Origin of the sequence: Mesorhizobium sp. M0802 (genome assembly GCF_040320115.1) — a bacterium.
GTDB lineage: Bacteria > Pseudomonadota > Alphaproteobacteria > Rhizobiales > Rhizobiaceae > Mesorhizobium.
The window spans coordinates 154835-166714 of record NZ_JAMYOY010000005.1; the positions used below are offsets into that span (position 1 = coordinate 154835).

Annotated in this window: 15 protein-coding genes; 5 read left to right on the top strand and 10 right to left on the bottom strand. The window is 62.5% G+C overall.

Going from position 1 to position 11880, the window contains the following annotated elements; genetic code table 11:
• The first annotated feature begins 29 nt into the window (after positions 1 to 29).
• Complete coding sequence (locus NKI10_RS10485; protein WP_023670936.1) at positions 30 to 206, top strand: hypothetical protein; 177 nt, start codon at positions 30 to 32, stop codon at positions 204 to 206.
• Between the two features lie 92 nt (positions 207 to 298).
• Here the strand turns inward: NKI10_RS10485 and NKI10_RS10490 are convergent, their stop codons facing one another.
• The 8 genes from NKI10_RS10490 to NKI10_RS10525 all read right to left on the bottom strand — a co-directional run bounded on the left by NKI10_RS10490 (position 299) and on the right by NKI10_RS10525 (position 8572).
• Complete coding sequence (locus NKI10_RS10490; RefSeq protein WP_023670937.1) at positions 299 to 1444, bottom strand: GGDEF domain-containing protein; 1146 nt, start codon at positions 1442 to 1444, stop codon at positions 299 to 301.
• A 307-nt stretch (positions 1445 to 1751) separates the two neighbouring features.
• Entirely contained in the window at positions 1752 to 2555 is an 804-nt protein-coding gene (locus NKI10_RS10495; RefSeq protein ID WP_023696502.1) for a DUF72 domain-containing protein, read from the bottom strand.
• 28 nt (positions 2556 to 2583) lie between these two features.
• On the bottom strand, positions 2584 to 3048 hold the full coding sequence (locus tag NKI10_RS10500) for a GNAT family N-acetyltransferase (RefSeq protein WP_352859816.1): 465 nt from the start codon (positions 3046 to 3048) through the stop codon (positions 2584 to 2586).
• Positions 3049 to 3082: 34 nt separating this feature from the next.
• Positions 3083 to 6004: an excinuclease ABC subunit UvrA gene (gene uvrA / locus NKI10_RS10505; RefSeq protein ID WP_023696504.1), complete on the bottom strand. Its 2922-nt coding sequence runs from the start codon at positions 6002 to 6004 to the stop codon at positions 3083 to 3085.
• A gap of 783 nt (positions 6005 to 6787) precedes the next feature.
• The gene (locus tag NKI10_RS10510; RefSeq protein ID WP_245261915.1) at positions 6788 to 7009 is read right to left on the bottom strand and encodes a hypothetical protein; all 222 of its coding nucleotides are present in this window, start codon (positions 7007 to 7009) and stop codon (positions 6788 to 6790) included.
• Positions 7010 to 7155: 146 nt separating this feature from the next.
• Positions 7156 to 7764 (bottom strand): ATP-dependent Clp protease proteolytic subunit, encoded by a 609-nt coding sequence (locus tag NKI10_RS10515; RefSeq protein ID WP_023684630.1) that lies wholly within the window; start codon positions 7762 to 7764, stop codon positions 7156 to 7158.
• Positions 7765 to 7793: 29 nt separating this feature from the next.
• Positions 7794 to 8261, bottom strand: a complete 468-nt coding sequence (locus tag NKI10_RS10520; RefSeq protein WP_023696505.1) for an SRPBCC family protein — start codon at positions 8259 to 8261, stop codon at positions 7794 to 7796.
• A complete protein-coding gene (locus tag NKI10_RS10525) occupies positions 8258 to 8572 on the bottom strand; it encodes an ArsR/SmtB family transcription factor (protein ID WP_023670944.1) in 315 nt (104 codons plus the stop codon). Before NKI10_RS10525 ends, NKI10_RS10520 begins: the two co-directional genes overlap by 4 nt.
• Positions 8573 to 8704: 132 nt before the next feature.
• Between NKI10_RS10525 and NKI10_RS10530 the strand changes: the two genes are divergently transcribed.
• The 4 genes from NKI10_RS10530 (at position 8705) to NKI10_RS10545 (ending at position 10735) form a co-directional block, all read left to right on the top strand.
• On the top strand, positions 8705 to 9106 hold the full coding sequence (locus tag NKI10_RS10530; protein WP_023684632.1) for a hypothetical protein: 402 nt from the start codon (positions 8705 to 8707) through the stop codon (positions 9104 to 9106).
• Between the two features lie 210 nt (positions 9107 to 9316).
• Positions 9317 to 9850, top strand: coding sequence for a single-stranded DNA-binding protein (gene ssb, locus NKI10_RS10535; RefSeq protein ID WP_023684633.1), 534 nt, complete (start codon positions 9317 to 9319; stop codon positions 9848 to 9850).
• 37 nt (positions 9851 to 9887) lie between these two features.
• On the top strand, positions 9888 to 10286 hold the full coding sequence (locus NKI10_RS10540; RefSeq protein ID WP_023684634.1) for a DUF2306 domain-containing protein: 399 nt from the start codon (positions 9888 to 9890) through the stop codon (positions 10284 to 10286).
• 23 nt (positions 10287 to 10309) lie between these two features.
• Positions 10310 to 10735, top strand: a complete 426-nt coding sequence (locus tag NKI10_RS10545; RefSeq protein ID WP_023684635.1) for an OsmC family protein — start codon at positions 10310 to 10312, stop codon at positions 10733 to 10735.
• 9 nt (positions 10736 to 10744) lie between these two features.
• Here the strand turns inward: NKI10_RS10545 and NKI10_RS10550 are convergent, their stop codons facing one another.
• Both NKI10_RS10550 and NKI10_RS10555 read right to left on the bottom strand, forming a co-directional pair.
• Positions 10745 to 11374, bottom strand: a complete 630-nt coding sequence (locus NKI10_RS10550) for a MarC family protein (RefSeq protein WP_023670949.1) — start codon at positions 11372 to 11374, stop codon at positions 10745 to 10747.
• A 106-nt stretch (positions 11375 to 11480) separates the two neighbouring features.
• Positions 11481 to 11858 (bottom strand): VOC family protein, encoded by a 378-nt coding sequence (locus NKI10_RS10555; protein ID WP_023684636.1) that lies wholly within the window; start codon positions 11856 to 11858, stop codon positions 11481 to 11483.
• Between the last annotated feature and the right edge of the window lie 22 nt (positions 11859 to 11880).

Genomic DNA, 11880 nt, shown 5'->3' on the forward strand with positions numbered 1-11880 from the left:
TCAGATAATCTTGCCAGGAGAATAGGGCTATGGAACGGTTCGTCGAGGACCACCAGAAACGACGGCTAACAGAGCGTGTCGACATCATCACCGCCATCAACATTCTGCGCTCGCAAGGCTACCAGCAGGATGAGCTGATCGGCGAAATCACCAAGGTTTTCTACGTCGACCTCGACACTTACAACGAGATCGTCATAGCGGCCTAAAAGCGCGTCGCGCCTGAACGGCCTCATGCGACGCGCTTTGGGGTGTTGTTTTACGTGTGGTGAGGTTCAGGCCGGCTGAATATCAGCCCAGCCTACCCGGCGCGCCGGAAGGCGAGCACACGGTTGCGGCCGCCGCGCTTGGCGCCGTAAAGCGCCTTGTCGGCGGCGCTGAGCACCTTGTCGAATTTGGTGCCGCCCTCGCTGCCGAAGGCGTAGCCGGCGCTGACGGTGCAGGAGAGCAGGCGGGTCTCGGTATCGATCCGGCGCATGGCAAAACTGGCCCGGATCCGCTCGGCTATGAATTCCACCTTTTCAGGCAAGGTGCGATCGAGCACCAATGCAAATTCCTCTCCGCCCATGCGCGCGGCGACATCGCCTGGCTGGAGATTGGCGGTCAAATCCTTGGCGAATAGTTTCAGCACCTCGTCGCCGGTGGCATGGCCGAACTCGTCATTTATGGCCTTGAAGCCGTCGAGATCGAACACGATCACGGCGGTGAAGGACCGGACCGGTGTTTTGCCGTGCAGGTCGAACAAAGCGCGCCGGTTGAGCAGTCCGGTCAGCGGATCGGTCAGCGCTTCGCGGCGATGATGCTGCGCCAGGCGTCCCTGGTTAAGCGCCAGCGAGAGCGCGCCGATGCCGGTCATGCAGGCGATGACGACGATGAGGCTGAAATCCTCGGCCCAGTTGCTCGGCGCATGGCCAAGCACCAGCCTGCCATCCCAGACAAGTGCACCGGAGCACAGCACGAAGGAAATTGCGGTGGCGGTGTAGAGCCCTGCAATGCCGAGGATCGGGGCCGGGAATTCCGTACGACCCTTCCAGTATTCATAGGCCGTCGCAAACAAAAGCAGCGCGGCGAAGGCATTCTCCAGCATGAAGCCCAGCCCGTCATAGCCAAGCGCCATCGGCGGCAAGGCGACTGCCAGCGAGACGCCGGCGCCGACAGCGATGCGCGGCAATGGCGAGCGGCCGGTCGTGAACTGATGGGCCGCGCCCAGCATGGTCGCGAAGCCGAGCAGCAGGAACGTGAAGCTGGCGAGGCCGAGCAGGCGTCCGGGCGCGTCGATATAGGCCTGGTAGGCGAAGACGTCGGCGACGATCAGAAGCACGCTGACCGCCCAGGTCAGCAGGAATTTTTCCGAGCGCGCGGTAAGCCAAATGCCGAACAGCGTCAGGCCGAGGCAAGCGGCGGAAAACCCGACAGCCAACAGAAGGGAACTGTAGTCGAGCGACATGCCCTCGTCCTTGCGCGCGGCGGCCGGCCTCTAGAAAGGACCCGCACCGGATTTATGAGGATGGAGGTATCGATAAGGTTACGATGCGCATAAGCTATCACGCTTCGGTTCATCGTAGCAATTCTGGGTTGAAACCCTTTTCAAGGGAAAGCGCTGACCGCTTTCCCGGGAAAACCGTCCCACACTTTTCCTGGAATTGCTCCTAACGCCCAGAAGTGTGCCGCGGTTCTGGGACAACGGCATGCATCAAGACAAAGACTTAAATCGCGTCGTATGAATCCGTTTCAGCGCGACGCGCTTTAACCGATCAGCTCACCCGCTTCATCAGCGCCATGGCGCCGAACGGCGCGCGCACCTTGCCCTCGGTGATGAAGTAGACGAACACGTCGCGCGGTTTCACCGGCGCGTCGAAAGTCGGATCGGCGCGCCGCAGATCGGCCGGCTGCTTGCCTTGCGCCCAGGTCTTCACCCGCGCTGCCCATTCGTCCAAGCCATTCGGCGTATAGCAATCCGGATTGTCGTCGCTGCCGGTCTGCAGCCGCGCATAGATAAAATCGCCGGTGATGTCGGCGATACCAGGATATTTGGCATGGTCGGCATAGACGATCGCCGCCTTGTATTTGCGCGCCAGGCCCACAAATTCCGGCACGCTGAAACTGTCGTTGCGCACTTCCAGCGCATGGCGCAGCGCCACGCCATCCTGCTTTTCCGGCAGCAGCTTCAGGAAGGCCTCGAAATCGTCGGCGTCGAACTTTTTCGTCGGCGCGAACTGCCACAGGATCGGGCCCAGCTTGTCGCCCAGCGCGGCAATGCCGGAGCCGAGGAAGCGCGTGATGGACTCGCCGGCTTCGCCAAGCACGCGGCGGTTGGTGACGAAGCGATTGCCCTTCAGCGAATAGACGAAACCGTCCGGCGCCTCGCCCGCCCATTTGACGAAGGTCGGCTCCTTGAAGCTGGAATAGTAGGTGCCGTTGACCTCGATGCTCGGTACCTGGCGGGTGGCGTAACTCAGCTGTTTGGCCTTGGAAAGCTTGTCCGGGTAGAAGGACGTATCCCAGGGTTCGAAAGTCCAGCCGCCCATCCCGGCGCGGATTGTTCCTTGGCTGATCATCGTCTTCCTCCCAGTTCTAAAAATGCGGTCAGGCTATTTTTCCAACCGGTTTGATCATGTCGACCACGGTCCATCCGGGACGGTGGGGATTGGCTCGGCGGCCCGTTTCGTGGAAGCCATAGGCCGTATAGATCTCGATGTTCCGCTCCATGCGCGAATTGGTGTAGAGCCGGACCTCCGGCACCCCCCATAGCCGCGCCTGTTCCTGGGCGAACTCGAGCAGCGCGGTGCCGAGTTTCCTGCCCTGGAAAGCGGGGGAGACCGCGACGCTGAAGATCATCGCATGATCGGGATGGCGCTCAATAACGATCAGCCCGGCGAGTTCCGCGCCGCTCTCCAAGAGCCAGACCTCGCCACGCTCGATGCGTGGCGCATAGTCCTCGGTGACTGGGAGCGGCGGCGCGCCTAACAGGGGCGTGTAGTGCTCATAGGCGGTCTGCGTCAGCGAGACGACTGCGTCGAGATCACCGGCAAGCGCCTGTCGGACTGTCATTCAAAGCTCTCCAGGCGCCCGACCGGTCTGTCAGTTACTCCGCCGCTTCGCGCTTGCCTCCGGGCCGCCGCTCCAAAAGCTCCTTCAGGAACTGGCCGGTGTAGCTGCGCTTTTCGCGCACGATGGCTTCCGGTGTGCCCTGTGCCACCAGTTCGCCACCGCCATCGCCGCCTTCGGGGCCGAGGTCGAGCACCCAGTCGGCGGTCTTGATGACTTCGAGATTGTGCTCGATGACCACCACCGTGTTGCCCTGGTCGACCAGTTCGTGAAGCACTTCCAGCAACTTGGCGACGTCGTGAAAGTGCAGGCCGGTGGTCGGCTCGTCGAGGATGTAGAGCGTCTTGCCGGTCGCCTTGCGCGACAATTCCTTGGCGAGCTTGATGCGCTGCGCCTCGCCGCCCGACAGCGTCGTCGCCTGCTGGCCGATATGGATGTAGCCGAGGCCGACCTGCTTCAGCGTCTCCAGCTTGTCGCGCACCCCGGGCACGGCGGCAAAGAAATCGACGCCTTCCTCGACCGTCATGTCCAGGACGTCGGCGATCGACTTGCCCTTGAACAGGACGTCGAGCGTCTCGCGGTTGTAGCGCTTGCCGTGGCAGACGTCGCACGTGACGTAGACGTCGGGCAGGAAGTGCATCTCGATCTTGATGACGCCGTCGCCCTGGCAGGCCTCGCAGCGGCCGCCCTTCACGTTGAAGGAGAAGCGGCCCGGCTGATAGCCGCGGGCCTTGGCCTCGGGCAACCCGGCAAACCAGTCGCGGATCGGTGTGAAGGCGCCGGTGTAGGTGGCCGGGTTCGAACGCGGTGTGCGGCCGATCGGCGACTGGTCGATGTCGATGACCTTGTCGAGGAATTCGAGGCCCTCGATGCGGTCGTGATCGGCCGGATGCTCGCGCGAGCCCATGATGCGGCGCGACGCCGCCTTGAACAGCGTCTCGATCAGGAAGGTCGATTTGCCGCCGCCAGACACGCCGGTGACGGCGGTAAAAGTGCCGAGCGGGATTTCGGCAGTGACGTTCTTGAGATTGTTGCCGCGCGCGCCGACGATCTTCAGCCGGCGGTTTTTCTTGGCCTCGCGCCTGACACCGGGCGTGGCGACTTCGAGCGCGCCCGACAGATATTTACCGGTGATCGAGTTGGGATTGGCCATCACCTGCTGCGGCGTGCCCTGGGCGATGATCTCGCCGCCATGAATGCCGGCGGCCGGACCCATGTCGACGACATAATCGGCATGCAGGATGGCGTCCTCGTCATGCTCGACGACGATCACCGTGTTGCCGATGTCGCGCAGATGCTTGAGCGTGTCGAGCAGGCGGGCATTGTCGCGCTGGTGCAGGCCGATCGACGGCTCGTCCAGCACATAGAGCACGCCGGTGAGGCCGGAGCCGATCTGCGACGCCAGCCTTATGCGCTGGCTCTCGCCGCCCGACAGCGTGCCGGAATTGCGCGACAGCGTCAGATAGTCGAGGCCGACATCGTTGAGGAAGCGCAGGCGGTCACGGATTTCCTTGAGAACGCGCACCGCGATCTCGTTCTGCTGGTCGTTGAGATGTGGCGGCAGTTCGGTGAACCACTGGTCGGCCTTGCGGATCGACAGCTCTGTGACTTCGCCTATATGCTTGCCGGCGATCTTCACCGCCAGCGCTTCCGGCTTCAGCCGGTAACCCTTGCAGACCGGGCAGGGCGTCGCCGACATGAAGCGCTCGATCTCCTCGCGCATCCAGGCGGATTCGGTTTCCTTCCAGCGCCGTTCGAGATTGGGAATGACGCCCTCGAACGTCTTGGTCGTCTTGTAGGAGCGCAGGCCGTCATCATACTGGAAGGTGACCTCGCGCTCGCCGGTGCCGCGCAGGACGGCTTCCTTGGCCTCTTCGGTCAGGTCTTTGAACTTGTCGCCGAGCTTGAAGCCATAGGCTTTGCCCAGCGCTTCCAGCGTCTGGGCGTAATAGGGTGAGGTCGACTTCGCCCACGGGCTGACGGCGCCGTCGCGCAGCGAGACGTTTTCGTCCGGCACGATCAGGCTGGCGTCGATGGCGCGCTGGTTGCCGAGGCCGTCGCAGGTCGGGCAGGCGCCGAACGGGTTGTTGAACGAGAACAGCCGGGGCTCGATCTCCGGAATGGTGAAGCCGGAAACCGGGCAGGCGAATTTTTCCGAGAACAGGATGCGCTCATGCGTCTCGTTCTTCGATTTGTTGACCGAGTCCTCGCCGGTCTGGCTGGCGTCGAGCGGCCGGTCGGCGAACTCGGCCACCGCCAGCCCTTCCGCCAGCTTGAGCGCCGTTTCGATGGAATCGGCAAGCCGTGTCGCCAGGTCGCCGCGCACGACGATGCGGTCGACGACGACATCGATGTCGTGCTTGTACTTCTTGTCCAACGCCGGCACATCGGCGATCTCATAGAAGACGCCGTCGACCTTGACGCGCTGAAAGCCCTTCTTCTGCAGCTCCAGCAGTTCCTTGCGATACTCACCCTTGCGGCCGCGCACGATCGGCGCCAGCAGGAAAAGGCGCGTGCCTTCCTCGACCGCCAGCACCCGGTCGACCATCTGTGAAACCGTCTGGCTCTCGATCGGCAGGCCGGTCGCCGGCGAATAGGGGATGCCGACGCGCGCGAACAGCAAGCGCATGTAGTCGTAGATCTCGGTGACGGTGCCGACCGTCGAACGCGGGTTCTTCGACGTGGTCTTCTGCTCGATCGAGATGGCCGGCGACAGGCCGTCGATCTGGTCGACATCCGGCTTCTGCATCATTTCGAGGAACTGGCGCGCATAAGCCGACAGGCTCTCGACGTAACGGCGCTGGCCCTCGGCATAGATGGTGTCGAAAGCAAGCGACGATTTGCCGGAGCCCGACAGGCCGGTCATGACGATCAGGCTGTCACGCGGCAGGTCGAGATCGACATTCTTTAGGTTGTGTTCGCGTGCCCCGCGAATGGAAAGGTATTTATGGTCGGCCATCGCCGGTCGCCGCCTCAGGTCTGGTGTCAGTGGGATCGGCGGGTTTTCCCGGCCATTCCCTATGTAGGTATTTTTGCCGCCACGTCGAGAGACGCCACACTTCTCGACCAAAGCCGTTTAACCGTCTTTCGCGCGAACGGGCAAGCGGAAAGAACAAAGACCGAACACGCTCCTGACAAAGCTGTGCAGAAACTGACAAGGGTGTTTCAGAAACTGACCCTGACGTAAGCTCCCGACGATCACATTTTCCGTAACCGGCTATTCAAGGTTGACGCCGTCGAATCAGGGGCGCACTCTGCCGGAGTCAACGGAGCCGGCCGTCTTTGATGGCCTCGCCGCCCATAGCGGCCTGCGAGACGCCGCAGGTTTTTGCGATTTGTGCTTCGGATTGACACCAGTCGCAACGGACATAGGAGCGGAGCATGACGCCACCGGATAGTCCCTTGAGGCTCCACCTGCTAGTGGAGCCGCGGCGGGCATAAGTGCCAGGTAGTTTCAAGGCATTGGAGTGTATGCGTCCAAACGAACGCATCGCGTCAGTCCAACAAACCACCAGACAAACCGTGACCTGCCGAATCCCACAAAAATCAGAGACGGCTAGTCGGATCGTCGGCTGAATGCCGCGAAGCATCCGAAATCAAAGTCGGTATAACACTACCGGCAGTTTGGATTTGGAATCCAAAAAAAGCCCCGACCGTTAGCGGAAGCAACGGCGGGGCTGTTCTTTTGCGAGGAAGTCGTCGGCGCAGGCTTTCTCTCCCGTATAGTAGCTGGGAGAAGGGGCTACCGGCGCGGCGGCTTGATCCCACCCGTGCCGACATCGACAGTGATGCTGCCGGAAATCCTGACATCGGTGTCGCCGATCTTGAACGTGCCGTTCTCGACGGCAGGCAGCGCGTCGTCCGGCTCCGGCTGCGGCGCGGGCTTGGCGATGCGGTAGTCGCCGGCCACGCCGGGCAGGGCGCCTTTCCGCGACGTGCTGGTGCTGCCCCCGGCAAAGGCCATGCTCGATGTCGCCGCCGTGATGGCAATGGCTATGGTCAGTCTGTTCAGGTGGTAGCGCATGGCAAGACTATAGTGCCGCGCTCAAGGCGAGGCCAGACCAGCGGCGTTGAAATTGAGGGAACACCGGCCTGCATTCAATCCGCCGATCAGGCCGCTGCCTGCTTGCGGGTGTCGAAGACGTGGTCGACGAGGCCCCAGTCCTTGGCCTCCTTCGCGGTCATGAAGAAATCGCGGTCGAGCGTGCGTTCGACCTCTTCGTGGGTGCGGCCGCAATGGTGAGCGTAGAGGTCGGCCATGTGCCGCTTGGTGCGCAAAATGCCTTCGGCATGGCGCTGGATGTCGGAGGCCTGGCCCTGGAAGCCGCCCAGAGGCTGGTGCAGCACGATGCTGGCATTGGGCAGCGCGATGCGCCGCCCCGGCGTTCCCGCCATCAGCAGGAAGGAGGCCATCGACGCGGCAAAGCCCATGCACACGGTCGACACCGGGCAGCTGACATATTGCATCGTGTCGTAGATGGCGAAGCCGCTGGTCACCACGCCGCCCGGCGAGTTGATGTAGAGCGAGATCTCCTTGTCGGGATTGTCCGATTCCAGCGACAGGAGCTGGGCGCAGACCAGCGCCGACATGCCGTCATTGATCTCGCCATTGACGAAGATGATGCGCTCGCGCAGCAGCCGCGAGAAAATGTCGAAGGCACGTTCGCCGCGGCTCGATTGCTCGATCACCATCGGCACCAGATTGGCAAAGCCGCTCATCTCATTGTCTCCGTTTTGATTTTTCCGGGTCAGGCAGCGCGCAGCAACAGGCGTGGCGCGTTGGCGGCGACAGGCGGTTTGGGCTTGTATGCGCGCAGCCAGAGCCGGCAGCCGGCGCCGGCCATCGCGACCGCAGGCGTCAGGACAAACCCGTCATGGACGATGCGCAGATGCGTGCCGCCGGAAACGGTGCGGGCGAGTGTGAAGGTGACGATGCTCTCCAGCTCCTCGCGGTTGGCGTCGCCGGAACGCTCGCGCCAGGAATAGCGCAGCAGGCGCCCCGGCTCGGCATCGAGCACTTCGCACTCGATCGGCTTCTCAGGCCCGGCAAAGGCAAAGCGGCTGCCGGTTTCCGGATTGATGTCGTTCGGCATCATCCATTCCGCCAAGAGGTCCGGCACGGTCAGTGCCCGCCACACTTTTTCCGGTGCGTCCGGCAGATCGCATTCGAAGGCGAGGGCATCCTTGGCGGTCTGCGTCTGCTTTTCGTCGGTCATTGGTCCATGTCCTTCAAAACGGCCTTCAGTCTTTCGATGCGCTCCGGCCAGAATGCGCGGTAGCGTTCGATCCAGCCGAGCAGCGGCTCGAGCCCTTGCGGATCGGCGCGATAGTAGGCGTTGCGGCCGGCGCGTCTTTCGCTGACCAGGCCTGCGCCGCGCAGCACGGCAAGGTGCTGCGACACCGCCGGCTGCGACACGCTCATGCCGGTGCGCAACTCCGACACGCTCATCTCGCCGGAAGTCAGCCGCTCGTAGACGGCGCGTCGCGTCGGGTCGGCCAGGGCGCGAAAAATCTCTGCTTCGATCATGGCAAAGCATAAGTCGATACTTATCGATTTGGCAAGGGGTGTTTTGAATGCTGCGTATTGATTGGATCCTGCCGGGCCTCTAAGCCGTGGGGAACAAGATGGGCCGATCATCGCGAGGCAGGAGTAGTATTTATGAATTCCAACGTCGATCTTTCGTCCGCCGAGAACCTCAACGAGGCTCTGAGGCTCTATCGCCGCCTCGTACTCGGTATAGGAGCGATCGCCGTCATCGGTTTCGTGGCCGTGATCTTGTTGGCCAAGCTGGGTACGGCGCTATCGCCGCCATACGGGATTTACGTCTTCGGCGAAGGATTGGGGACCTGGGGCCTGATCGCGGTGGTAGCGGCGCTCGTCGCTCAGGTGTGGTGGCACGGGCGCGCGATCGGGAAATTGCTGAATGACCCGGCTCTGAAATCTGAACCTGCAGTCGGGCTGATGTCGGCGCCAACCGTGATCGCACAGCGCGCCCATGGCATGGGCATGGAGTGGAGCGGCTTTTTCGGTCCGTTGCGGCCAGCTAAAAAACGGCGCTGACGACACCGCTTCTCGCCCCTGCGTGTCAGCTAAATCCACGCGCCCGCGTCGGCGATTGCTGCCATTCCTTGACAATCCGTGGTTAACAGTATAGGAACGAAAAGGGAACAAAAACCTTGTGGGAAAAGCCAGCCGCGGCAAGCCAGGATTGTGCGCGGCCTGTAAGGTGAACGACTTGAAATTTGTTTCGGATGAGCACGGAGAAGTGTCATGGCGGGTAGCGTCAACAAGGTCATTCTGGTCGGTAACCTCGGCGCGGACCCTGAAATCCGCCGCCTGAATTCCGGTGATCCGGTCGTCAACATCCGCATCGCCACGTCGGAAAGCTGGCGCGACAAGAACTCCGGCGAGCGCAAGGAAAAGACCGAATGGCACAACGTGGTCATTTTCAATGACCAGATCGCCAAGGTCGCCGAGCAGTACCTGAAGAAGGGCATGAAGGTTTACGTCGAAGGCCAGCTGCAGACACGCAAATGGCAAGACCAGACCGGCGCCGACAAGTACACGACCGAAGTCGTGCTGCAGAAATTCCGCGGCGAGCTGCAGATGCTCGATTCTCGCGGCGAGGGCGGCGGTCAGGTCGGCAACTATGCCGGCGGCAGCGGCGCGAGCCGTGGCTCGGATTTCGGCCAGTCTGGCCCCAATGAGAGCTTCAACCGCGGCGGCAACAGCGGTGGCGGCGGTTCCAAGGGCGGCGGTGGCGGCGGCTCGTCGCGCGAACTGGACGACGAAATCCCGTTCTGAGCTGACGGTAGTCAGCGATATCTGAGGAGAGGGCGCGATGTCGCTCGGACCGCTTCTATCGGCGCGCCCTCCCATTCCATGGCACGCCTTCGCGGCCCTTGCCGCGCTGGCCATTGGCGCTACGCAACTAGCGCTGCCGAAAGGCACGACGCGTCATCGTGTCGTCGGCTATACCTGGGCGGCGCTGATGCTGGTCGTCGCCATCTCCAGTTTCTGGATCCAGCAGATACGCCTCGTCGGTCCGTTCAGCCCGATCCATCTCTTGTCGATGTTAGTGTTGATCGCCGTGCCGCTGGCGGTCTGGCACGCGCATATGCATCGGGTCGCCACACATCGCAGGGTCATGATATCGCTGTATGTTTTCGCCCTGATCGGCGCCGGCGTGTTCACGCTGCTGCCGGGGCGGATCATGCACACGGTCGTCTTCGGCCAGTGACGCTTTCTGAAAGGAAGATTGCCGTGAAAGCCCGGATCAAATGGGTCGAGGAGCGCACCTTCGTCGGCGAGTCCGGCAGCGGCCACAAGGTTGTGCTAGGAACCGCCTCCGGGCCGGAAGGCAAGACGCCGGGTCCGAGCCCGATGGAGCTGGTGCTGATCGGCACCGGCGGCTGCTCGGCCTATGATGTCGTCCACATCCTCGAAAAAGGCCGCGAGGCGATCGAGGACTGTGTTGTCGAACTCGACGCCGACCGGGCCGAAACCGACCCGAAAGTCTTCACCCGCATCCACATGCATTTCATCGTCACGGGCCACGCGCTGTCGCGCGACAAGGTCCAGCGCGCCATCAACCTGTCGATCGAGAAATACTGCTCGGCCTCGGCCATGCTGGCCAAGACGGCTGTCATCACCCACGATTTCAAGGTCGTCGATACGGCGGTGGAGTAGGGGCTGCCGTTACCCCGCCATCAGCGCCTTGATGCCATCCGCGACGAACTGAACCGCAAGCGCGGCCAGGATGACGCCGAGCAGGCGGGTGAGGATCGAGCGGCCGGTCTGGCCGAGGATGCGGTCGATGCGCTCCGACAGCACGAACACCAGATAGGTGATGGCAAGGCAGACGAAGATGATGCCGACCAGCGCCGCTTGTGCTGCAAAACCCTGAAACGAGCCCGACAGTAGCACGGTCGCCGAAATCGCACCGGGGCCGGCGATCAGCGGGATCGCCAGCGGGAAGGCCGCGATATTGTGGATCATGTCCTTGGTGATGGCGACGTCGCCGATCTTCTCCTTGCGGTCCTGGCGGCGCTCGAACACCATTTCGAACGCGATGAAGAACAGCAAAAACCCGCCGGCGACGCGGAAAGCCGGCAGCGTGATGCCGAACACCGACAGGATGGAGGCCCCGGCCACCGCAAACAGCGCCATCACCAGGAAGCCGATGATCGAGGCGCGCACCGAGACCTGCTGACGTTCCTCGCGGTTCATGCCGCGTGTCACCGCGAGGAAGAGCGGCGCGAGACCTGGCGGGTCGATGGTCACCAGAATGGTGACGAAGGCGTTGAACAGGCTGTCGAAACTCGGCATCGCTGACCCCTCCCGCCGGGCCGGACCCCTGCGCCACGATAGTGGTAGAGCAAAGCCTGGCCGGTGGGAACCGTCTGAGATGCCGATACCGGAGACGCCGGCTATGTTAGGCGGCAGCGTTGCAATAGGCCTCCAGGCGATAGCCGTCGGGATCGACGATGAAGGCAGCGTAATAGTCCTCGCCATAGTCGGCGCGCAGGCCCGGCGCGCCATTGTCGCTGTCGCCTGCACGCAAGGCGGCGGCATGGAAGGCGACGACACTCTGCCTCGTCGGCGCGGCAAAGCAGAAATGCAGACCGGGCTTCTCGTCCGATGGCACTGGCCGCTCCGCGTCGTTCACCCACAGCGCGACGGCTTGCGCACCATAACCCAGTGAGCCTGGCGACTGGCCGAGGCAGGAATAACCGAGCGGCTTTAGCGCGGCATCGTAGAAGGGCTTCGGAACGTTGGTGTCGCGGACGCCGATCGAGACATGGTCAAGCATGTTTTTTCACCTTTTTTGCAAT

Excerpts from the sequence above, each read along its gene's own strand:
- NKI10_RS10485 (WP_023670936.1), top strand. The coding sequence starts at position 30 with ATGGAACGGTTCGTCGAGGACCACCAGAAACGACGGCTAACAGAGCGT.
- NKI10_RS10490 (WP_023670937.1), bottom strand. The coding sequence starts at position 1,444 with ATGTCGCTCGACTACAGTTCCCTTCTGTTGGCTGTCGGGTTTTCCGCC.
- NKI10_RS10495 (WP_023696502.1), bottom strand. The coding sequence starts at position 2,555 with ATGATCAGCCAAGGAACAATCCGCGCCGGGATGGGCGGCTGGACTTTC.
- NKI10_RS10500 (WP_352859816.1), bottom strand. The coding sequence starts at position 3,048 with ATGACAGTCCGACAGGCGCTTGCCGGTGATCTCGACGCAGTCGTCTCG.
- uvrA (WP_023696504.1), bottom strand. The coding sequence starts at position 6,004 with ATGGCCGACCATAAATACCTTTCCATTCGCGGGGCACGCGAACACAAC.
- NKI10_RS10510 (WP_245261915.1), bottom strand. The coding sequence starts at position 7,009 with ATGGCCTTTGCCGGGGGCAGCACCAGCACGTCGCGGAAAGGCGCCCTG.
- NKI10_RS10515 (WP_023684630.1), bottom strand. The coding sequence starts at position 7,764 with ATGAGCGGCTTTGCCAATCTGGTGCCGATGGTGATCGAGCAATCGAGC.
- NKI10_RS10520 (WP_023696505.1), bottom strand. The coding sequence starts at position 8,261 with ATGACCGACGAAAAGCAGACGCAGACCGCCAAGGATGCCCTCGCCTTC.
- NKI10_RS10525 (WP_023670944.1), bottom strand. The coding sequence starts at position 8,572 with ATGATCGAAGCAGAGATTTTTCGCGCCCTGGCCGACCCGACGCGACGC.
- NKI10_RS10530 (WP_023684632.1), top strand. The coding sequence starts at position 8,705 with ATGAATTCCAACGTCGATCTTTCGTCCGCCGAGAACCTCAACGAGGCT.
- ssb (WP_023684633.1), top strand. The coding sequence starts at position 9,317 with ATGGCGGGTAGCGTCAACAAGGTCATTCTGGTCGGTAACCTCGGCGCG.
- NKI10_RS10540 (WP_023684634.1), top strand. The coding sequence starts at position 9,888 with ATGTCGCTCGGACCGCTTCTATCGGCGCGCCCTCCCATTCCATGGCAC.
- NKI10_RS10550 (WP_023670949.1), bottom strand. The coding sequence starts at position 11,374 with ATGCCGAGTTTCGACAGCCTGTTCAACGCCTTCGTCACCATTCTGGTG.
- NKI10_RS10555 (WP_023684636.1), bottom strand. The coding sequence starts at position 11,858 with ATGCTTGACCATGTCTCGATCGGCGTCCGCGACACCAACGTTCCGAAG.